Source organism: Psychrobacter maritimus, from assembly GCF_904846345.1.
GTDB lineage: Bacteria > Pseudomonadota > Gammaproteobacteria > Pseudomonadales > Moraxellaceae > Psychrobacter > Psychrobacter maritimus.
In genome coordinates this window covers 108,901-129,351 of record NZ_CAJHAJ010000005.1, presented here as the reverse complement: position 1 = coordinate 129,351, position 20,451 = coordinate 108,901, and the positions used below count along the sequence as shown (strand labels likewise).

At 43.1% G+C, this 20,451-nt stretch carries 19 protein-coding genes and 4 tRNA genes; 9 read left to right on the top strand and 14 right to left on the bottom strand.

Features of this window, described 5'->3' with window-relative positions:
• Positions 1-42: 42 nt before the first annotated feature.
• Entirely contained in the window at positions 43-1,656 is a 1,614-nt protein-coding gene (tilS, locus tag JMX50_RS08555) for a tRNA lysidine(34) synthetase TilS (RefSeq protein WP_201629219.1), read from the top strand.
• A 19-nt stretch (positions 1,657-1,675) separates the two neighbouring features.
• On the opposite strand, the gene JMX50_RS13200 is transcribed toward tilS, so the two are convergent.
• Complete coding sequence (locus JMX50_RS13200; protein ID WP_227670997.1) at positions 1,676-2,005, bottom strand: GNAT family N-acetyltransferase; 330 nt, start codon at positions 2,003-2,005, stop codon at positions 1,676-1,678.
• Entirely contained in the window at positions 2,006-2,188 is a 183-nt protein-coding gene (locus tag JMX50_RS13195) for a hypothetical protein (RefSeq protein ID WP_227670992.1), read from the bottom strand.
• A 218-nt stretch (positions 2,189-2,406) separates the two neighbouring features.
• Between JMX50_RS13195 and proC the strand changes: the two genes are divergently transcribed.
• Together proC and JMX50_RS08540 are read left to right on the top strand one after the other, a co-directional pair.
• The gene (gene proC, locus JMX50_RS08545) at positions 2,407-3,240 is read left to right on the top strand and encodes a pyrroline-5-carboxylate reductase (protein WP_201629218.1); all 834 of its coding nucleotides are present in this window, start codon (positions 2,407-2,409) and stop codon (positions 3,238-3,240) included.
• A 174-nt stretch (positions 3,241-3,414) separates the two neighbouring features.
• On the top strand, positions 3,415-3,984 hold the full coding sequence (locus JMX50_RS08540) for a YggT family protein (RefSeq protein ID WP_201564470.1): 570 nt from the start codon (positions 3,415-3,417) through the stop codon (positions 3,982-3,984).
• Between the two features lie 139 nt (positions 3,985-4,123).
• Here the strand turns inward: JMX50_RS08540 and JMX50_RS08535 are convergent, their stop codons facing one another.
• Complete coding sequence (locus JMX50_RS08535) at positions 4,124-4,918, bottom strand: hydroxymethylpyrimidine/phosphomethylpyrimidine kinase (protein WP_201629217.1); 795 nt, start codon at positions 4,916-4,918, stop codon at positions 4,124-4,126.
• Positions 4,919-5,274: 356 nt separating this feature from the next.
• Between JMX50_RS08535 and JMX50_RS08530 the strand changes: the two genes are divergently transcribed.
• From JMX50_RS08530 to JMX50_RS08520, 3 genes are all read left to right on the top strand, one after another.
• Positions 5,275-5,364: transfer RNA gene (locus JMX50_RS08530), tRNA-Ser, on the top strand.
• Between the two features lie 187 nt (positions 5,365-5,551).
• A tRNA-Arg gene (locus JMX50_RS08525) sits at positions 5,552-5,628 on the top strand.
• A gap of 266 nt (positions 5,629-5,894) precedes the next feature.
• Entirely contained in the window at positions 5,895-6,548 is a 654-nt protein-coding gene (locus JMX50_RS08520; protein ID WP_201564474.1) for an RDD family protein, read from the top strand.
• Positions 6,549-6,625: 77 nt separating this feature from the next.
• Here JMX50_RS08520 and JMX50_RS08515 read toward each other — a convergent pair whose 3' ends face one another.
• The 11 genes from JMX50_RS08515 to JMX50_RS08465 all read right to left on the bottom strand — a co-directional run bounded on the left by JMX50_RS08515 (position 6,626) and on the right by JMX50_RS08465 (position 16,351).
• Positions 6,626-7,639 (bottom strand): calcium/sodium antiporter, encoded by a 1,014-nt coding sequence (locus tag JMX50_RS08515; RefSeq protein ID WP_201629216.1) that lies wholly within the window; start codon positions 7,637-7,639, stop codon positions 6,626-6,628.
• A 173-nt stretch (positions 7,640-7,812) separates the two neighbouring features.
• The gene (panD, locus tag JMX50_RS08510; RefSeq protein ID WP_045443274.1) at positions 7,813-8,193 is read right to left on the bottom strand and encodes an aspartate 1-decarboxylase; all 381 of its coding nucleotides are present in this window, start codon (positions 8,191-8,193) and stop codon (positions 7,813-7,815) included.
• A gap of 153 nt (positions 8,194-8,346) precedes the next feature.
• Positions 8,347-8,928: an aminoacyl-tRNA hydrolase gene (gene pth, locus JMX50_RS08505; protein ID WP_201618983.1), complete on the bottom strand. Its 582-nt coding sequence runs from the start codon at positions 8,926-8,928 to the stop codon at positions 8,347-8,349.
• 197 nt (positions 8,929-9,125) lie between these two features.
• Positions 9,126-9,800 carry a 50S ribosomal protein L25/general stress protein Ctc gene (locus JMX50_RS08500; RefSeq protein WP_201564486.1) on the bottom strand — a complete coding sequence of 225 codons (675 nt, stop codon included), beginning with the start codon at positions 9,798-9,800 and terminating at the stop codon, positions 9,126-9,128.
• Positions 9,801-10,300: 500 nt separating this feature from the next.
• On the bottom strand, positions 10,301-11,248 hold the full coding sequence (locus JMX50_RS08495; protein ID WP_201629215.1) for a ribose-phosphate pyrophosphokinase: 948 nt from the start codon (positions 11,246-11,248) through the stop codon (positions 10,301-10,303).
• A gap of 110 nt (positions 11,249-11,358) precedes the next feature.
• Positions 11,359-11,434, bottom strand: a tRNA-Gln gene (locus tag JMX50_RS08490).
• A 243-nt stretch (positions 11,435-11,677) separates the two neighbouring features.
• Positions 11,678-11,753, bottom strand: a tRNA-Gln gene (locus JMX50_RS08485).
• Between the two features lie 214 nt (positions 11,754-11,967).
• Positions 11,968-12,447 carry a hypothetical protein gene (locus JMX50_RS08480; RefSeq protein WP_201629214.1) on the bottom strand — a complete coding sequence of 160 codons (480 nt, stop codon included), beginning with the start codon at positions 12,445-12,447 and terminating at the stop codon, positions 11,968-11,970.
• Between the two features lie 77 nt (positions 12,448-12,524).
• Entirely contained in the window at positions 12,525-13,481 is a 957-nt protein-coding gene (ispE, locus tag JMX50_RS08475) for a 4-(cytidine 5'-diphospho)-2-C-methyl-D-erythritol kinase (protein WP_201629213.1), read from the bottom strand.
• Between the two features lie 64 nt (positions 13,482-13,545).
• The gene (gene lolB, locus JMX50_RS08470; protein ID WP_201629212.1) at positions 13,546-14,169 is read right to left on the bottom strand and encodes a lipoprotein insertase outer membrane protein LolB; all 624 of its coding nucleotides are present in this window, start codon (positions 14,167-14,169) and stop codon (positions 13,546-13,548) included.
• Positions 14,170-14,392: 223 nt separating this feature from the next.
• Positions 14,393-16,351 carry a tetratricopeptide repeat protein gene (locus JMX50_RS08465; protein ID WP_227670991.1) on the bottom strand — a complete coding sequence of 653 codons (1,959 nt, stop codon included), beginning with the start codon at positions 16,349-16,351 and terminating at the stop codon, positions 14,393-14,395.
• 689 nt (positions 16,352-17,040) lie between these two features.
• On the opposite strand from JMX50_RS08465, the gene hemA reads away from it, so the two are divergent.
• The 3 genes from hemA (at position 17,041) to JMX50_RS08450 (ending at position 20,365) form a co-directional block, all read left to right on the top strand.
• The gene (gene hemA, locus JMX50_RS08460) at positions 17,041-18,420 is read left to right on the top strand and encodes a glutamyl-tRNA reductase (RefSeq protein WP_201629210.1); all 1,380 of its coding nucleotides are present in this window, start codon (positions 17,041-17,043) and stop codon (positions 18,418-18,420) included.
• A gap of 185 nt (positions 18,421-18,605) precedes the next feature.
• Positions 18,606-19,739: an aminotransferase class V-fold PLP-dependent enzyme gene (locus JMX50_RS08455; protein ID WP_201629209.1), complete on the top strand. Its 1,134-nt coding sequence runs from the start codon at positions 18,606-18,608 to the stop codon at positions 19,737-19,739.
• Positions 19,740-19,927: 188 nt separating this feature from the next.
• Positions 19,928-20,365 (top strand): YeeE/YedE family protein, encoded by a 438-nt coding sequence (locus tag JMX50_RS08450; protein ID WP_201629208.1) that lies wholly within the window; start codon positions 19,928-19,930, stop codon positions 20,363-20,365.
• Positions 20,366-20,451: the final 86 nt, after the last annotated feature.

The window sequence follows — 20,451 nt, the reverse complement described above, 5'->3', positions numbered from 1 at the left end:
TTGTACGTAATAAATATAGCCACCTAATAAATAAGAACAATTATGACAAGTAGTGCAATCCTTTCCCATCCTATTGAGCCGATAGCCACTCTGCCTATTGATAATGCTTTAGCAGAAGCGTTATTAAGCAGTCTGGCTGAATATGGTGAGCAACTACATGGTCGCCGACTTTGGCTGGCCTGTAGTGGTGGGCGTGATTCGTTGGCGCTGGCAGCACTTTGCGTACAGCTCTATCAGCAAAGTAAATTGCCATTTTTACCACAATTACTGCATGTGAATCATGGTCTACAAGCAGATAGTGGCGCGTGGGCGCAGCATGTGGCTCAGTGGGCAAAGGTGCAAAATATACCTTGTCGGATTTTACGTGCACAAGTGGACGGTCATGATGAACAAGCCGCACGCCAAGCACGCTATGATGTGATGCGCGCGCAACTTAATCAAGATGATGTTTTATTATTAGCCCATCATGCCGATGACCAAGCGGAAACGGTTTTAATGCGCCTGATTCAAGGCGCTGGGGTAAATGGTTTATCGGCTATGCAGCCGTGGCGCATTCAAACGCAGGGCACGCATCGTATAGCATTATGGCGACCTTGGCTGACTATCAAACGCACCAATATCAGCGCCTATGCTCAGCGTTTAAAGCTGCCTTATATCGATGACCCAACCAACGATGCTGGTGATAATGTGCGTAGCGGCCTACGTCGAGATATTATGCCGATATTGGCGAGCTATAACTCCAATGTTATTGATAATATTGCTCGTAGCGCGCAGTTACTAAGTGATGCACAATTAATAATCAATGCCCAAGCAGGCGAGGATTTGCAACAGATAGAGATTGCATCATTACAATTACCACCTGCCCAGCGCGCGCTAAATATAGATAAATTGCAAAAACTACCGATTTATCGTCAGCGCCAATTATTGCATTATTGGCTCGCTCAAGATGAGCCATTACCACCCGCCAAACAGCTCGTCGATGACGTCTTAAGCCTAAGCCAACGTGATGATAATGACCATCAAACGGCGCTGTTTTGGCAAGGTCGCAAAGCGTCTTATACCATTCGCCGTTATCGCCAGCAGCTTTATCGTCTCAGCAGTGACTGGCTCAAATGGTTAGAGTTACCGCTTACCGAGCAGACGCAGAGCTTGTTGATTCATACTGAGCCTAATCCTATTGGGGCTGATGTTCATGCAGATGAAAGACAATCCGTTCCAATTAATTTACGTAATGATGATAAATTTGCTTGGCAATTACAGATTCTGCCAAATGAAGTAGCGCCGCTATTAGAAAGCTATAACGTAGAAAGCGATAAAGATAAGCTTAAGATTACCTTTGCGCCATTAGGTCGCAATCAGCGTGTGCAAACTGCATTAGCATCACGTCCACAAGCGGGCAAAAAGCTCTATCAAACTTTGGGTATTCCATCATGGCTGCGTGAGAGCTTGATGGTAGTTAGCGTGGCTTTTATGAATAAGGAAAGTAGTGAAAACGCGCTTTTAGAGAACGATTGCCCGATAGAACTGCCTATTTTATTATTATCACCTTTTGGAAGCTGGGTGTTGAATGCTGAGCGGTTAACTAATACTATAAATAATTCTTATAGTATAGACAGAGCTATTAAAAGCCATTTAATCCTACATAGCTCGTTTTGATGCTTTCTACTCAAACTACTTAAGAAGGTAGGTCGCTAATTTTTCTGATCATTTTGATATCTACTATTTGCATATCTTTATAATATTCTTCACTTTTTTCACCATTACAGACAAAGCCGAATTTTTTATAAAAAGGAATGGCAGGCGCGTTATCTTCTAATACCCATAAACAAAAATTTGCATTGATATTAAAACCCAATATGGCTTGTAGTGACGTTTTCATCAATTTAGTGCCTATACCTCGCCCATGATATTCTGATAAGACATATAGAGTTGTGATTTCATAGCTATTATTTTTAGCAAAATACCCAATAAATCCTACACTCTCATGATTAGCATCATAGGCTATCTAAATAATGACATCAGGATGATTAATCAATTCCTGCCACATTTTTATTTTTTCACTGAGGTTGTTTTTATTATTGATATAAAGCTCAGGTAGTAGACTCAAGTAAGCATCATGCCAACTTTTAAAATGAATATTGGCAATATCTGCAAAATCTTCTGACTGGGCTTTACGAATGAAAAACATATCTTCCCCTCTAAATTACTTTATATAAATTTCTTTTTAATCTAACAGTTAAGCTATGTGATATTCGATGTTAATTTAGTATCTCAATTAAACTTAGTAGTGTTCTTAGCCTTTGAATTTATCAAACGACGCCAGTAGCAGTATGGTAAACTGAGTGTCATTTTACCTATCATTATGTTAGTTTGAATGCCTTTGCATTTTTTGAATAGGAGACACGTATGTCAGTATTAGATAATAAGAAAATCAGCTTTATCGGTGGCGGAAATATGGCGCAGGCTTTGATTAGCGGGCTAGTCAGCTGCGGCGTCAAACCGAGTCTGATTACCGTTGCTGATCCGAGTAGTGAAGCGCGCGAGCAATTGGCTGCGAAAGGATTGAATACGGTTGATCCGACTACCGATGCAAAAGCGGCGGTTATCGGTGCTGACATCGTGGTATTGGCGGTAAAGCCGCAAGTCATGAAAGCAGTGGTCAGTGGTTTTGCTGATGTTTTAGACACGCAGCTGGTGATTTCAGTGGCAGCAGGATTATCGACTGAGCTGTTATCAAATATGCTAGGTGGCTATGGCGATATCGTTCGTGCGATGCCAAATACGCCGGCGATGATTCAAATGGGCGCGACTGGTCTGTACGGTACGGATGATATTTCTGCCGAACAAAAGCAATTGGCAACCGCAGTAATGGAAGCCTCAGGTTTGGTCATGTGGGTCGATAATGAAGAACACATGCATGCGGTCACCGCCGTATCAGGCTCAGCGCCAGCTTATATGTTTTACTTTATCGAAGCGATGGTCGATGGCGCAGTGGCGTTAGGATTGGATAAAGAGCAAGCGTCAGCACTGGCGATGCAAACCATGCTGGGCGCGGCAAAAATGGCGCTGGGTAGTGAAGATGCACCAAGCGAGCTACGTCGTAAAGTCACATCACCAAACGGTACGACCCAAGCAGCCATTGAGTCCATGCAGGCCAATGACATCAGTCGTCAAATCGTTGAAGCTATGCAAGCCTGTTATGACCGTAGCCAAGCGCTGAGTGAAGAGATGAGTAAATAGCCAGTCGCTACTTGTCATTAACCCTTTATAAATAGGGTATATCATGATTTATGAGATACCTTATTTAAAATTATAAAAATTTAAAGTTATAAAAAACTTAAAGTCATAAAAATGCCTGATAATGACATTCGTCATCCTAAATCCCGTTAATAATGTCACATTGAGTAGCACTTCATGAACAACCTGTTATTGCAAATTTTTGATTTGGTCACTACCTTCGCCATGATGTTGGTGTTTATCCGTTTTATGCTGCAGTTTGCTGGAATGGATGCTAGCAATCCTATGGTTGCCCCTGCTTATAAAGCCACCCATATCGTCGATGTGTTCGGGCGTATTTTCCCAACCGTCGCCCAAGGTCGTATTAGTATTGCTGCCATTGTATTGATGTTTTTAATTCGTCTGATTGATATCTCTGGTAAGGCGGCTTTGACACATAAAGGCATTGCGCCTGTGCCGCTATTTTTTACTGGTACTATCAGCTTGGTATTAGACTTTTTGCGTATGTGCCGCTATCTTGTTATTGGTTCTATCATTGTCAGCTGGATTGTGGTGTTTACCCAATCTCAGCATCCGATTATTGGCATTATTGTTAATTTAGCGGAGCCAATTTTAGCGCCGTTTCGCCGCATTACGCCAAACCTAGGTATGATTGATTTATCACCGATGGTTGCCTTTTTCGCCTTTTATTTACTTGAGATATTTATCGGTGGATTGGCATCAAGCTTTATGCCAATGTTGGGCTAAATGCCAATGGTGGGCTAAATGCCAATGGTGGGCTAAGTTAAATTCATTAAGTTAAAGTTAGTATAAAATCGAACACTGAATAAAAAGGCGCTCTATAAAATATAGAGCGCCTTTTTTTATTTACCATCTATAGATTATTCTAAAATTCTACAAAACGATTGGGTATCAATTGGGCGTTAGCATTATCAGGATGCGGCGCATCAGCGGTACGCAGCGTTTGGGTAATCCAACTATCCGCTGCTTTTACCGCCTCGACAAGCGCATCACCCATCGCTAAGCGTCCGGCGATAAAGCTTGCTAATGAGCAGCCAGAGCCATGAAATTCGCCTTTTAGGCGTGGTAAGACACTTTTATGTACCATCTCGCCTTTGATATACAGATACTGCTCGATATCACCACTATCAAAGTCGTGTGAGGTCTTAACCAATACGGCATGACACCCTTTGGCGCATAGTTTTTGCGCACCGATATGTAAATCTTGCTCACCGCTTAAAGCCCGCAGCTCATGGGTATTTGGGGTGATTAATGTCGCATAGGGAAGCAGCTCTCGAAACGCCGTTACCAAGGTTTGCTCATCACCTAAGCTACCGCCGCTATTGGCAACCAATACCGGGTCAAGTACAAATGGCGTCTCAGCTGCGATAACCTGTTCAGCAAATAAACGCGTCAGCATCGCGATATTGTCAGTGGTGCCAAGCATACCTGACTTAATCACGCGCACAGGTAAATCATCGAGCACTGTGGTTGCCTGCGCTTCTAGCAAGGCGGCAGCACAAGCCTCAAAACCAAATACTTGCTGCGAGTTTTGTATGGTGATTGCTGTACAAGCGATGGCAGCATGAGCGCCTGCTTGGCCAATCGCCTCGATATCCGCTTGTAATCCAGCACCGCCTGACGGATCCAACCCTGAAAAACACAGTACCACTGGTCGCATAACCCTTCCTTTTATTTATTCTACAATGAATCATAAATACTATAGCCATCCATTGCCCAAAAAGCCATAGCCATTAGATTCTCGTCAATCAATAGTAAAACCTAAAATAAAATTGACTTTTTATGGCTAAATCAGGCGATTTTCACCCTTAAAAAATAATAAAGGCATTTAAATCGATAATTATGGCAAATGTAGGGTTAAATCTGTAGACAACGCTTGCAATTCGTTTCGGCTTTGCTATAATACTCGCCCACGGCATAAGACGTATCATTAGCATCGATACTGTGTTTAAAAGGATATTTGGCTTAAAAAGCATTTTTTAATAAGAATATTCCGATAAGTGTCTTAAATCGTTCGGTGAAGTGGGTGAGTGGCTGAAACCAGTTCCCTGCTAAGGAACCATACGTGTAAGCGTATCGAGGGTTCGAATCCCTCCTTCACCGCCATTTATTCAGTTGTTATAAAGAGTAATAACGCAGAAATTGGCGTTAATGATTTTTTTAGTATCAATTATTAAAAATAATTTGAATTTAACTAAAAAAGATGTTGACACAAGCGAGATTATCTATATAATGACCAACCTAATTTACTGCAATTGTTCTTGAATAATTCAGTAGATAATGTGCAAAGTACGCGCTTGTAGCTCAGTTGGATAGAGCACTTGGCTACGAACTAAGGGGTCGGGAGTTCGAATCTCTCCAAGCGCACCATTTGCATACTAGCTTATTTGTTCATGTAACTATTAAGCTAAAACTAAATCAATCGCCTGTCTTATGACAATTTGGCGATTTTTTTATGTCTGTCGTTTTTGTAGAGTTGCTATTTTAATGAGCTTCTATCTCAATTTGTTGCCTTCCTTCTAAGTTTCAGTCAACAGCCTTTTGCATCAGAAGTCTTGTCTTATCATAATGTACGCTAAGTGCCTGAATTACGGTACAATGAGCGCTCTATTCTCCGCTTGTTATGGGCTTGTATCATGTCAAAATCGTCACCAAAAGCTGCTCCTAAAGCAAAATCGCCACGCAAACAATCAGCGCATCAAACCCCTGCTGTTGAAGAAGCGATGGTTGCCAAACCTGGCACGCGCTTGGCAGCTATTCTTTATGATGGTATGTTGATTTTGGCTTTATTGTTTTTGGTCGGGACCATACTGACCGTGATTGGTACGCTATTGACGATGGAGACGGGCACGCAATCGCAACAAGCCAGATCGCTACCGACGTGGTATCAGAATGCCATAATGACACCGTCATTTATACTGACACTCGTGGGCTTCTATGGACTGTTTTGGCGCCGCGGCGGGCAAACATTAGGTATGCAAACGTGGCGCTTAAAGACGGTCAATAATAGTGGTCATCTGCTAACATGGGGACAGTCGTTTAAGCGTATCTTGGCCGCAAGTCTGATGCCGCTCATATTTGGCCTTATTGGTAGTGTCATCGGTGGCTCACGGGCTATCTTATTGACCAGTGCCTTTTTAGGTTTTGTCTTTAACTATGCCTTTTGTCTGTTTAACCGTCGCGGTCTCGCGGTACAAGATATGCTCTCGAATACCATCACCTTAAAGATGCCAAAAACAGAAAATGAAGGGTTATGGCGGGTGATTAGAAATCGCAAAGCCAATAAATAATATGTTTAGTATTTAAAATCTTTAATGTTAAGAGTCTTTAGTGTTAAGAGGTTCTAATGTTAAACGGCTAAACGGCTTTACATATTGGCGGTTTGCATCAGCCATAGCGTATAGCCGACAAAGAACAGCATCAGCGTCGCGCCAGACGTGCGACCAAATGGGCGTTTGATGATAAAGGCAAAGAGAGATAAAACGACAAGCAATAAGGTGATGACGCCCATCGTCATCACATCACGCGATAAGATGATTGGATTGGCTGTAATTGGTGCGATAAGCGTTGCAAGCCCAACAACGCCCAAGGTATTAAAGATATTAGAGCCAATAATATTGCCCAATGCCATATCATGCTCGCCTTTACGAGCGGCGGATAAGCTTGCGACCAGTTCAGGCAAAGACGTCCCAATAGCGACGATGGTCAAACCAATAATCAGCTCGCTCAACCCCCAAAAAGTCGCCAATTCAACCGCACCCCAAACAATCGCGCGTGAGCTGGCAACCAACATCAATAATCCAAGAAATAGCCCACCCAAACCCCGTATTAAACTGGGTTCAGTATTATCTAATTTTTCTGCTTGGCTTTCTAATAACTCACTATCTACGATATTGCCGTTACTGATTTCATCTACGTGTTTTGAGCTGCCTTCACGTAAACTCATCACGATTTGAATAGTCAAAACCACCACAAGCAACGCCAACAGCACCAATCCATCAGTAAAGCTTAGTAGCCCGTCACGCAGCTGCCACGCCGCCAAAGCGGTAATTACTAACAGTATCGGCAGATCACGCTTAACGATGCCTTTATGGATGATAATGGGGCTTATCAGTACCGTTGCACCCAATACCAAAGCGATATTGATGATATTTGAGCCGTAAGCGTTACCCAATGCCAATTCAGGGCTGCCTTCTAATGCGGCTAATACTGATACCACCATTTCAGGCGCTGACGTGCCAAGCCCTAAAATAATCACCCCAATCAAAAAACTTGGCACATTTAGCTTTTTTGCCAGTGCGGTCGCGCCATCAATAAAAACATCCGCGCTCCAAACCAAAATTGCCAAACCAAGCAATACTGCAACAACCGCCAACCACATCAGTAATTTCCTTTCTTATAGATGGATAAATGGATAAATAAATGTAAAAAAAGCCGAATCCTATTTAGATTCGGCTTTCTTATTAAAATACCGTATTTACGTAGCTAACCATCCACTATTTATTAGCATTAAGCGTGTTTTTGTGAAAATAAACACCTTAACGTTAATAGTTATTAAGCCACTTGTACCGGAATGATATTGGCAGTGTCTTTGACGGTATTGTCTTCGTTGCAATAAACCAGTTTTGGCTGATAGGTTGCTGCTTCTACTTCATCAAAATGGGCATAAGCACAGATGATGACGATATCGCCTAAATCTGCCATATGTGCGGCGGCACCATTTAACGAGATAATACCAGAGCCCGCTTCAGCGCGAATCGCATAGGTGCGAAAGCGTTTGCCGTTGGTGACATTGTAGATGTCGATAGATTCGTTTTCGCGTAGACCAGCAAGGTCGAGTAAGTCACCGTCGATACCGCATGAGCCTTCGTAGTGCAGCTCAGCATGAGTAACACGGGCGCGATGTAATTTGCACTTGAGCATGTTAAGTAGCATAGGTTGCTTCCTTAGGGTAACTGATATAAATGAGTCAAATCAAAAGCTTAATGGGGACAAGGTTGCTAGAATAAAAGTTATTTGCCTAAAAGTCACTGCTAAATTTACGCATTAGTAATTTAAATGACTTAAAGTAATGCAAATAACGGCAGCTTATTCCGGTACTTTAAAGCCATTAATCTGTGAGCGTGCTTTTTCAATATCGCCGTCTAATAGCAATGGCAAGGCATCAAAAGCAGCACTTAAGGCACTATCAATGGCGATTTGCTCATCGGGAGATGCTTTCGATAACACGTGACCGCTGACTTTAGACTTATGACCAGGATGACCAATGCCGACACGCAGACGATGAAAGTCATTGCCTATATGCGGCGTGATATCACGTAGACCATTATGACCGCCATGACCGCCATCAGTTTTGAGCTTGATGCTGCCGGCTGGAATATCGAGCTCATCATGGGCAATCAGCAATTCATCATTTTTAATGCCATAAAAATTAACCATCGGCACCACCGACTGACCGGATTTATTCATAAAGGTCAGTGGCATCAGCAGACGCACGTCATGCCCATGAATTTGCCCGCGTCCTGTCACCCCGTGGAATTTTTTGTCAGGGGCGAGGGCGATATTAAACTGCTGAGCCAAATGATGCACGAACCAAAATCCTGCATTATGACGCGTAAACATATACTGCTGACCAGGATTACCAAGACCGACAATAAGCTTTATGGCCATAAAAACACCCTGCTTAAATTTAATAAATGAGTGGTAAGGTTTGCGATGATGCTATTTATTGATAGCACAACTGTTATTTTTCAAACCTTACTTACAAAAACAGCAGGAGATATTCATCACCTGCTATTTTTTTGACTAAACGAACTTTGTATTACATAGTAAACGCTAGATTGCAGTCTCTATGTAACGGTGGTTTATTATTCGCCGTCTTTGTTTTCAGTAGCTTGCTCAGTCGCAGGTACGTCAGCGGCATCAACTTCTGCAGCGTCTTCGTCAACTTCTTCAACAGTTGGTGGCTGCATGTTAACGATAGTACGGTCGTGTGCATCTTCCATGTCAAGATCAAAGATGATAACGCCTTCAGGTAGTTTGATGTCTGATAGACGGAATAGATCACCGATTTCCATGCCTGATACGTCAACTTCTAAGTATTCAGGTAGTTGTGATGGTAGGCAAACGATTTCGATATCAGTCACTAGCGTAGATAGAACACCGCCAGCTTTAGTACCAGGTGCTTCTTCACGACCAGCAAAATGTAATGGAACGTTCATGTTGATTTTCTGACCTTTCACAACGCGCTGGAAATCAGCATGCATTGGGAAGCCTTTAGCTGGATGGCGTTGTAGGTCTTTGATAACCACTTGATGTGCTTCGCCATCTACATTTAGAGTCAAAATGTGTGAGAAGAACGCTTCAAATTCAAGAGATTTTACTAGCTCGTTGATTTTGATAGAGATAGCGGCTGGCTCTTCGTTACCACCATAGATGATAGCAGGAACTAGGTTCTGCTTACGTAGGCGGCGGCTCGCACCTTTACCTTGTAGCTCAGCAGAACGGTCAACTGCGTTTAATTCAAAATGATTAATGCTCATGGATATAATCCTATAAAAAGAATGAGGAAGTGTCTGGTCATAAAAAAGTGGATTTGCGACCAATCCACTAATGGGTGATGATAGCTAAAAGAAATAAGCGTTAATAAAAATAAACCACTATTCTCTTAAGCCATTCGCTAATAACCAATTTTCAGCCTCATCGTAATGAGGAAAGTTATGGGTTTTTAGCGTGATCAGCACTTTTAAGTATACTGACTGTCTTAAATCATAAAAAACGGTCAGTACAGGCGCGCATTATACGTGCTTTTGTAGTAATAATAAAGACCTACGTGAAATGGCTATATAAAACGCCTCGGCAGAAAACTATAGTCAATCCTAAATAAAAGAAAGATAAAAGTTATAAAGCGCTACGGAAATAGGTTTTTCTTACTTGCGGTGTTGATATATACAAAGCCTACATATCAAAGCCGCTCAAAATTAGGATATAAAAAAAAGCGCCAAGTAATAAAACTTAGCGCTTGTTCTAGCAGCAGAAAATCTTAGGTATCAAACATGGCGCTGATTGATTCTTCGTTATTGATACGGCGTAAGCTTTCAGCCAGCATCGGTGCGATGCTCACTTGACGAATTTTGCTACAGGCTTTAGCAGCGTCAGACAATGGGATGGTATCGGTAACGACAATCTCATCCAATGCCGATTCGCTGATATTTTTCAGCGCATTACCCGATAGGACAGGGTGAGTAATATAAGCCAATACGCGGCGCGCGCCGTTTGCTTTTAGTGCTTCAGCGGCTTTGCATAACGTACCTGCGGTATCGACCATATCATCAACGATGACGCAATCACGGTCACGAACATCACCGATGATATGCATCACTTGTGACTCATTGGCACGGGCACGGCGTTTATCAATAATCGCCATATCTGTATCGCCCAATTGCTTAGCCATGGCACGCGCACGCACCACACCGCCAACGTCAGGTGAAACCACCATGATGTTGTCATAATCTTGTTTTTTAAGATCGTTCAATAATACAGGGGTACCGTAGATGTTATCGACTGGGATATCAAAGAAGCCCTGAATCTGATCTGAGTGCAAATCAACGGTCATGACGCGATCGATGCTAACGATGTTTAGCATGTCAGCGACGACTTTAGCAGAGATAGGTACACGAGCTGAACGCGGACGACGGTCTTGACGGGCATAACCGAAGTAAGGCATGACAGCGGTGATACGGCCAGCACTAGAACGACGCAAGGCGTCGGCCATCATCATGATTTCCATCAAATTGTCGTTGGTCGGTGCACAAGTAGGCTGCATGATAAACACGTCTTTACCGCGTACGTGTTCTTTGATTTCCACGGCAATTTCGCCATCAGAAAAACGCGTGATGTCAGCTTTACCAAGAGGTATATGAAGATGATCGGCTACGGTTTTTGCTAATTCAGGGTGAGCATTACCCGTAAAAATCGCCAAATAAGGCATGACAGAAGTCCTATTGATTGACTCAAGCAGCGACCGCTAAGCAGTGTCAAACTGCTCAAATTAAGAAAAGAGTATTGAAAAGTATTGATGACTACTATTACAGTAAAAAATGGCAGGGGTAGCTGGACTCGAACCAACGGATGTCAGGATCAAAACCTGATGCCTTACCAACTTGGCTATACCCCTGTAATGTCTAGGCTGTGTACGTCGATATCTAATAGCAACTTTTAATAAAATTACGCTTAGAATAGCGTCACGACCTGTTCGTTATTTTATAAACGGATAAACCGTCTACAACATAACTTTTCCCTAGCGGTGTCCATTGCGAACTATACCGAAACTGGGATAACGTTGTCAATGTCAATAAGATAAGCGGCTATTTATAAACCACCTATGATCACTGCATATCAAACGCTTCGTACTAAAAAATGGCAGGGGTAGCTGGACTCGAACCAACGGATGTCAGGATCAAAACCTGATGCCTTACCAACTTGGCTATACCCCTATTGAGGCGACCTATTATAATTAAATTTTCAGAATTTGCAAGTGATTTGTGCCTTTTTCTAGTATTTATTCTTAATTCATCAAGGACGGTATGATTTCGATAGGTATATGGTGAAAGTCGGTAATAAGGATTTATGCCTTACTTATATTCTCTCGTGGGGCTATATTAGTGAGCTTGAGACTAGTGTGTCTGGTATAGGATTTCCAAAATAGTTTTATATGTTCCGAGGAGTAGCGTAAGACTCAACTGTATGCAACAGCTTTAGCAATGTAGCTAAGAACTCACTTTTCTTTATTCTTGAAGTGATAGTATTATTACTATCAAAAAATTTCCCAAAAAATATCAGACATTCATCTTCTTGGTAAACGTAAAATAGAGATTTGTTAGTAGATAAGTCATAGAACAAAAAGTTAGTTCTTTCACTATTGCTATCGTACACTCCAGTTTCAGTTTCATAAAAAATATGGTGTAGCTTGCTTAGTGGTTTATTGATCAAGCTTTTGTTTAGGTGAAATTCGCCATCAGTAATAAGTTCTATTTCTTTCTTAATATTGTTAACAAGTGGAAACGCATAATAATTATTATCTTGATAACTGATGTTTACTGAGTTCACAATGATATCCATCACTATGAATGGCTTTTCCATTTCGTGTATTTTAAAAGCAATAGTTTCTGTATTTCCGAGAGTGATCATATTTTGCTCTTAAATGCTTTAGGCTTGATAGTATTTGCGGCTTTTACCTTTTCACCTATCTATAAAAAATTGCGCAGTTATAAACTCCCCACTACATATCCTGAACAAGGCGCACCTTCAACCCACTTTGCCAACAGCGTCTTATCATCAATAACACTCGTATCCAATGGCAAAAACACCGCGCTACCAGAGCCGGTCATGCGTGCTGTGCCCAATGCTTGTGACTCTAACCCTTGCAAATAACATATTGCTTCATCGACAGCAGGAGCAAGGCTTGTGACTACTGGCGTAAAGACATTTTGATAAGGCGAGTTTAAATGTTGCACATATTCATTGGACTGGCTCTGAATGGTTTCAATCGATAGATGGGCGATATCTCGTTGTAGTTGTGGATGCGAAAAAAGCTTAGCAGTGTTCACATGCGCATTAGGCGTTAACACTAAATACTGTTGCTCGGGCAAATTAATGGCTGTCAGCTCTTCGCCAATCCCCATGGCAATGGCGTCTTTCCCAAAGATAAATATCGGCACATCGGCGCCAATGCTTGCGCCAATTTTTATTAGCTCATTTTGATTAACATCAAGCTGCCAAATCTCATTTAAGACTAATAATGTCGTCGCAGCGTTGGATGAACCACCGCCCAAACCTGCACCCATCGGTAGGTGTTTATCTAAGGTGATTTGTACTGGCGCCAGCTGCTGAGTTAGTCTGTTTGCTTGAATGGCAAATGCTAATAATGCACGGGCGGCTTTAAAGATAAGATTGTCGTTGATACTGCTGGTTATGGTGTCGGCACCAGACAGCGTGAGAAGTTGGTCACATAGCTTATCAGCGTCTAAGGTCTTATCTATAATAGAAAATGCTGCGTCGTCTACAAGCGTGAAATGCAGATAATCGCCCCAGTCAAGCCGGCGAAAGACGGTTTGCAGATTATGATAGCCATCAACGCGCTTACCGGTGATATGCAAAAATAAATTAATCTTTGCCGGTGATAAGCGCGTGATAACCGATGTTGTTGTGGTGCGTTCAGTCATAAATAAATGTCTTTATGAATTGTTCGTAAAGATAACAATATATTCTGCTTTCTGCGTATTGCTATTATTTTTGATGATCGATGGTCATCACCACTTTATTGCCTTGTGACTGCATCGCACTGATTTTATTTGGCAGTTTATCATTGCCCTTATAAGTGAAACTGGCTTGCCATTCACCATTCACTGAGCTAATCAAACGGTTCTGGGCATCAAGCTGTGGCGCGCTGTCTGAAGGCGCTGGGCGACCCGATATCCAGTACAGCATTTGTGAAATCGGCGCTTGCCAGCCAGTCGCTTTTTTTAGCAAAGTTTCAGGGTCATCGGCGGTTAAAGTACCGGTTTTTTCACTGACTAAAGTCGCCGACTGACCATTGTATTCGATATTGGTTTTGCCAATGCCGAGCGCGCCAATCAATTCGATGGCAAAGCGGTCATTTTGTTGACCCCATGCATAAAACGCACTACCGCCTTGGTTTCCTGAATTGTCCTTACTAGGGGTTGTGACCCCGATTTTGCCCGTGATATTAAAGCTCTCAAGTTTTTTTGGTTGACCTTGTACCGTGCCAATAGGCTGATTGGTAGCATTAGCGGTTTTTAATGACTGGCAGCCAGAGGTAATCATAAGAGCGGTGGTTAAAGCGGTGAATAGCGCCAGTTTAGTTGGCTGGCTTTTTTTTAATACGGTCATGGTTATTCCTCAAAAGTGACAAATCTACAAAATTAATGTTTTGATATTTAGAAGCTCATATATTTAAAAGCTTAAAAAGAGCTTAGCTTAAGCGTTATTTGTTACTCGCTGATGCGTGGCTGTTCATTTCTTATAACTGGCTTGTAGTTTTTATGGCAAGCGTTTTTTTATTTTTATGCGCATTCTATGACGAATATTAAATAAGTTTTAAGCAAAAAACGTATTAATAAAGCTGTATCCGGTCGTTGATATTGCGCTGCCCAAATGAGAAACGCTGTTGTAAGTCTGCCAGTAATGCTTCGACTTTCTCATTATTGCCCAAACCTTGATAAGCGCGTAGTAACAGCGTGCCTGAACGTAGGGTCGGGAAGACGTCATACGGCGTTTGTAGATAGTCGATGACCTGCTGGTAGTCCTCGGTCGCTAAGGCATCCGCTGCCAGTATGTTGAGTGCTTGCAGGTGCAGCTCATTGTCATAGCGCGGGTCATCATAACGGATTTGGATAATAGACGTTGCCAACGCTAAACCTTGCTCAGAGCTGCGCTCATTGGCTAGCAATAGCTGCGCGTAACTGAGCTGATAGGAGAGATTGGTCGGGTCAAGCGCTTGCAAGTGATTGAGCAAAGTACGCTTAACGATATAATCGTTTTTGTCATCAAGGAGTTGGACGCGGGCAAATAGCAGCATCTCATTATTAGGGTATTTGCGAGCGGCGCGCGTTAATAACCGTAGCGCTTCATCGGCTTCGTTTTGCTGCCACAAGATATCCGCTTGCATCACAAAGCTATCAGGGGCGAAGACGCTAAAGTCTTTACGCAGCTTCTCTAAAGTTGCGATGGCTGCCTCGACATCATCATTGAGCAGCTCAAACGAAACCACTTTTCGACGCGCTTCTAATACCAAGTCCTCTTGCATGACGCCATTGAGATAGTGCTTTGCTTGCTCAAAGCGCTGCTGGCGCTCGGCACTGATACCAAGATAGTAGTAGGCTTGGTCAAGATAAGCCGGACTTTTGGCCAACATATTGAGTAGTTGGTCAGCGCTGGCGTATTCTTCAACGTCTAAGCTAACCAGTGCGGCTAGCAAGGTAATTTCTTCATCATCGACAAAGCGCTCATGGGCGTCAAGTAACAGCTGCCAAGCCTGCTCGCTTTGTTTTAAATCCAGTAAGTAGCGAATCTCATATAAATATAAGCTCTTGCTATCAGGATTACGTAGGCGGGCTTGGCTAATATAATGAATGACTGCCTCTGATGGCTCAGTCTTGCGCAATATATCGGCTCTTAAGGTGATGAAAGGCACATAATCAGGTTGACGGGCTAAAGCGCGATCGATATGGACAATGGCAACCTCAGGTTCATTAAACTGATACAGCAAACCGGCTTTTAACACTGACAAAGAAGCATTCTGCTCACTATCGATAGGTTGCAGGGCAGCAAGTAATTCGCGTTTGTCTTCATCAGTACTGGGATAAATGCCAATCAGAATTTCGCTAAGATCGGCACGCGGATCATAGCTTAAAATACGATTTAGGCTTTCGCCTGCCAATTCATAATCATGAGCGCGCAAGGCTAAATGCGCCACATAGAACCACGCGGGCACATGGTCGGGGTTTTGGTCTTGCCAAGTTTTGGCAAAGCGCAGCGAATCCTCAACGCTCTCATTACGTAAAGATAGGCTTAGCGCGCGCTCAAATACTGCGGTCGCATCTTGCTTAAAAGACTGCTGCTTATAGATGGTCAGCGCGCGCTCGGTATCATCGCGATCTGCGGCAAACTCTGCATCTAAAAGCGCGTACAGACTTGGCTCGCTAAGCGTCACTTGTCCGCCGCTTGTCGGTGCTAGGCTGTTGATATTAGCTACGTTTTTAGTGGTTTGTGGCTGTTGATTAAATGATTGCTTGGTAAGCGTTTTATGAGCAGGAGTATTAATAGAATTTTCACTACTAGCCTCATTAATGTTTACATCACTAATATTTACATTATTAGTAATGGCATCACTGGCGACGACGGCAGAGATGTCATAGGAGCTGATATATAATGAGGGGCTGATGTATTTGGCGTGGGCAGGTAATCCTAGGCATAAGCAAACGGCCAACGATAAAGTTAGCTGATGGCGCTGGCATAGCCGCTCAATAATAGCGTGCAATAAAGCGCGCAGGCGAGACTGATCATGATGCATAGGTTGCAATCTAAAGGATGAGCCAAAAAAAATCATAGCTAGCAGTGTTTACCCATTATTTACCCGTCAAATCGTTTGCAGCATAACAAGGTGATTTTATTGTTATTATTCTAGAGATAGCTGCGAAGAAAACCCGTCACTAGCATTATAAGAGTAGATTGAGGGGATAAACAATAGCGTCCGTGTTACTCAGATATTAGCAATATTTAGAGGATTAAGTAACTGCTAAATTATCCTAAGTTGGCGGTAATCACTCAATTATTGAAGAACCTGCCATTGCTAATCATCACCGCCGGTCATTGCTAGCCATTGCTGCCGGTCATTGCTAATAAACAAGATGAACGCTACTAGCGTTTTTTAAACTTATCTATTTAGCAGCATTTACTTGAAAAGCCGTCATAGCAGTTGATTTATCGCGGCCATGCCCAGATACAGACAAATACCATCGCCAAGCGTTGCCTGTTAAATAAAGCTGGCAATAATGATATAATAAGCGCTTTTTAGGCGTTCACACTGTGTCTCTCGTGGCGTATTGTGCGCATTGTTTATTAAAGACATTTTTTCAAAGGCAGTTTATCAAGCGCTGTCTGTGAAAAGCTGTTTTTTAGCACTGCTGATTGAATAGGATTTCTTAACATTCTAAGAGCATTTGGCTGGCAGGTAAACGTTATATTTATGGTCTATCAATAATGAGATTAGTGGTCATTGGGGTCAATCACAAAACCGCACCAGTCGCTCTACGAGAGCGCTTGGCGCTTGTTGGTGACGATGTGAATATCGCCCTTAAACAGCTAGAGCGCTTTACCGATGGTAGCGTCATTGTCTCTACTTGTAACCGTACTGAGATTTATGCGCTCGTCCCGCAGCTTTCATTAGCACCAGAATCAGGCGCACATTTAGTAGAGCCGCAAGTTGCTACTATTGCCAGCAATAATGCAGTCGCTGTGCAGACTGCTTCAGCGGCCATCAGCGCCCATATTCTAAAAATAAAAACATGGCTGGCGGATTTTAAACAGTTGTCGTTGGATGAGATTGACCCTTATCTTTATGTGCACCGTGATACTCATGCATTGACCCATTGGCTCAGAGTCGCCGCTGGTCTTGACTCGATGATATTGGGTGAGCCGCAGATACTTGGTCAAATCAAGCGCTCTGTGCATTTGGCGCAGGATCAAAAAGCCCTAAGCAATCAGCTTGGCTGGATTGTCGATCAGGTATTTGCCGCCGCCAAACGCGTGCGTAACGAAACCCAAGTGGGCGCTCAAGCGGTATCGCTTAGCTATGCTGCCGCCAAATTGGTCACGCAAATATTTGACGATTTGCCCAGTCGTACCTTATTAGTCGTCGCAGCAGGCGAGATGAATCGCTTGGTAGCGACCCATATTGCAGGGCTTGGGGTCGGTCGGGTTATTATTTGTAACCGTAATCCTGAGCGTGCTGAAGCATTGGCCGCTGAATTGCGTCGACCTGATCGCATTATAGAGGTGAGAGCGCTGCAAGAGTTGCCGCAAGTATTGGCAGAAGCCGATATTGTCAGTAGCTGTAGTGGCAGCATGGATGTGCTGATTGATAAAACCATGACCTTGCGCGCGCTTAAAAGCCGTCGCTATCAGCCGATGCTGATGATTGACTTGGCGGTGCCGCGCGATATTGATTCGACCATTAGCCGTATCGATGATGTTTATCTGTATTCTGTCGATGATTTGCAACACGTGATTGCTGGTAATATTGAGCAGCGCAGGCAAGCGGCGGTCGATGCTGAGCTGCTCGTCAGTCAATTGGTCGTTGAGATGGATCGGCGCTTTCAAGTGCGCCAAGTCGGCAAAGATATTCAGCGGTATCGCGCGCGCACCCATGACCAAGTCGATAAGCTGCTGCATGAATCTATTGCTAAGCTGCAACAGGATAATGCCAGCCCTGAGGACATTCTTATTGAACTGTCGCGACGTTTGACCCAGACGCTGACCCATGCGCCATCGAAGCTGATGCGTAAAGCGGCCCGTGAAGGCGATAATGAGTTGCTAGATTTTGTGGTGTCGGGATTACAAGAGGCGCATCGCGGTCGCTAAGCCATTTATCAAACCACTCATCTAACTAGCCGCTAAATGATTTGCTAAACACGGGTTGGTTTTTTGCTAAATTACCCCCTATAATCGATAGAGCAAAAAACATCAGTGATGTGGCAAAATCTCAACCATGCCCAAAACTCAAAACCCAGTAATCAAATTTTCTCTTATTATACTAGGAGCGTCCTATGACTGCATTACGTCAAGATATTGATCCAAACGGCTTATTAGAATACTCAGTGGTCTATACTGACCGCGCCCTAAACCACATGTCAAAAGTCTTTCAGCAAGTCATGAACGACTTATCTAGCGACTTAAAATCAGTCTATAACGCTGATGCCGTTGCCATCGTTCCTGGTTCTGGTACTTATGGGATGGAAGCCGTGGCGCGTCAATTGGCCAATGATGAAGATTGCCTGATTATCCGTAACGGTTGGTTTAGCTATCGTTGGACGCAAATTTTAGAAAAAGGCAAAATTGCCAAGTCGTCTACAGTATTGACTGCCAATCGTGAAGAGGGTGATACCCCAAAGCCGTTTTTTCCAGTTGCTATCGATGAAGCGGTTGCTAAAATCAAAGCTGAAAAACCAGCCATGGTTTTTGCTCCGCACGTTGAAACCTCATCTGGTATTATTTTATCAGAAGATTATATCAAAGCATTGGCCGAGGCCGTTCATAGCGTTGGCGGCTTATTAGTCATTGACTGTATCGCTTCAGGTTGCGTCTGGCTCGATATGAAAGACTTGGGCATTGACGTGCTTATTAGCGCGCCGCAAAAAGGCTGGAGCAGCACACCGGGCGCAGGTTTGGTCATGCTAAGCGACGCTGCGGTGCAAAAAGTAGACAGCACCGAGTCTGATAGCTTTAGCCTAGATTTAAAACAGTGGTTAAACATCATGCGCGCCTATGAAAATGGCGGTCATGCGTACCATGCAACGATGCCAACCGATAGCTTACGTCAGTTCCGCGATACCGTTAATGAGGCCAAAGAAGTGGGCTTTGATAAACTATGTGCGGCACAGTGGGAGCTTGGTAAGCGCGTCCGTGAAGTATTAGCTACTAAAGGTATTGAGAGCGTTGCGGCAGAAGGTTTTGAAGCGCCGGGCGTCGTGGTTGCTTATACCGAGCGTGATGATATGCATAAAGGGAGCGCCTTTGCTGAAGCTGGCATGCAAATCGCTGCTGGTGTACCGTTAAAAGTAGGCGAGCCTGATAACTTTAAAACCTTCCGCTTAGGTTTATTTGGTCTTGATAAATTGACCGATGTCGACGGTGCGGTACAGCGTTTTGAAAAAGCGCTTGATGAAGTATTGGCGAAATAGTTTAAATAATTACTATATTTATAATAATGACTGTATTTATTAAGCTGTTTTTATAGTAAAAAGGATACTGAGCCTGTGTAACGAGGGTTCAGTATTTTTTTACCTATTTATTATATTTTATTATATAATGTATTTATATAAAACGAATTTAAATCTGTATTTGATAAAAATTGGCTTAGGTAAACATTATGAGTATACAAATAGACTGGCAGGCATTTACGCCAATCTCCTTGGTAGGTGGTCTGATGCTAGGGGTGGCGACCGTTATTCTGCTATTGGGTATTGGTCGTATTGCGGGTATTAGTGGTATTTTCTCAAGTCTTTTAAAACCCAAGCGTGTCGAGATGTGGCAGGTGTTATTTATCGCCGGTCTTGTTATCTCGCCGTTATTATATCGTTTGGTCAATCCGTTACCAGTGATAGAAGTAAGTACTTCTATACCGTTATTAATTAGCGCAGGTTTGCTGGTCGGTTTTGGCACGCGTTTAGGTTCAGGCTGCACCAGCGGACATGGTATCTGCGGTAATGCGCGACTGTCACCACGCTCGATGGCGGCGACGGTGACCTTTATGTTGTTTGGTATTGTGACGGTTTATGTTGGTCGCCATGTCTTGGGCTTGATTTAAAAGTCATATAGGCAGTACGTTGCGAAGACAGCGATGAATATCGTTTATAACAGCTAGTCATAATAGATTGTTATAACAGCTTGGAT

What these genes read in the sequence shown, in the direction of transcription:
- hemA (WP_201629210.1), top strand. Translation starts at nt 17,041, where the DNA reads ATGAGATTAGTGGTCATTGGGGTCAATCACAAAACCGCACCAGTCGCT.
- pth (WP_201618983.1), bottom strand. Translation starts at nt 8,928, where the DNA reads ATGGCCATAAAGCTTATTGTCGGTCTTGGTAATCCTGGTCAGCAGTAT.
- JMX50_RS08495 (WP_201629215.1), bottom strand. Translation starts at nt 11,248, where the DNA reads ATGCCTTATTTGGCGATTTTTACGGGTAATGCTCACCCTGAATTAGCA.
- JMX50_RS08465 (WP_227670991.1), bottom strand. Translation starts at nt 16,351, where the DNA reads ATGCATCATGATCAGTCTCGCCTGCGCGCTTTATTGCACGCTATTATT.
- proC (WP_201629218.1), top strand. Translation starts at nt 2,407, where the DNA reads ATGTCAGTATTAGATAATAAGAAAATCAGCTTTATCGGTGGCGGAAAT.
- JMX50_RS13195 (WP_227670992.1), bottom strand. Translation starts at nt 2,188, where the DNA reads ATGTTTTTCATTCGTAAAGCCCAGTCAGAAGATTTTGCAGATATTGCC.
- JMX50_RS08540 (WP_201564470.1), top strand. Translation starts at nt 3,415, where the DNA reads ATGAACAACCTGTTATTGCAAATTTTTGATTTGGTCACTACCTTCGCC.
- JMX50_RS08535 (WP_201629217.1), bottom strand. Translation starts at nt 4,918, where the DNA reads ATGCGACCAGTGGTACTGTGTTTTTCAGGGTTGGATCCGTCAGGCGGT.
- JMX50_RS08450 (WP_201629208.1), top strand. Translation starts at nt 19,928, where the DNA reads ATGAGTATACAAATAGACTGGCAGGCATTTACGCCAATCTCCTTGGTA.
- ispE (WP_201629213.1), bottom strand. Translation starts at nt 13,481, where the DNA reads ATGACTGAACGCACCACAACAACATCGGTTATCACGCGCTTATCACCG.
- JMX50_RS08520 (WP_201564474.1), top strand. Translation starts at nt 5,895, where the DNA reads ATGTCAAAATCGTCACCAAAAGCTGCTCCTAAAGCAAAATCGCCACGC.
- panD (WP_045443274.1), bottom strand. Translation starts at nt 8,193, where the DNA reads ATGCTACTTAACATGCTCAAGTGCAAATTACATCGCGCCCGTGTTACT.
- JMX50_RS08480 (WP_201629214.1), bottom strand. Translation starts at nt 12,447, where the DNA reads ATGATCACTCTCGGAAATACAGAAACTATTGCTTTTAAAATACACGAA.
- JMX50_RS08515 (WP_201629216.1), bottom strand. Translation starts at nt 7,639, where the DNA reads ATGTGGTTGGCGGTTGTTGCAGTATTGCTTGGTTTGGCAATTTTGGTT.
- JMX50_RS08455 (WP_201629209.1), top strand. Translation starts at nt 18,606, where the DNA reads ATGACTGCATTACGTCAAGATATTGATCCAAACGGCTTATTAGAATAC.
- JMX50_RS08500 (WP_201564486.1), bottom strand. Translation starts at nt 9,800, where the DNA reads ATGAGCATTAATCATTTTGAATTAAACGCAGTTGACCGTTCTGCTGAG.
- lolB (WP_201629212.1), bottom strand. Translation starts at nt 14,169, where the DNA reads ATGACCGTATTAAAAAAAAGCCAGCCAACTAAACTGGCGCTATTCACC.
- tilS (WP_201629219.1), top strand. Translation starts at nt 43, where the DNA reads ATGACAAGTAGTGCAATCCTTTCCCATCCTATTGAGCCGATAGCCACT.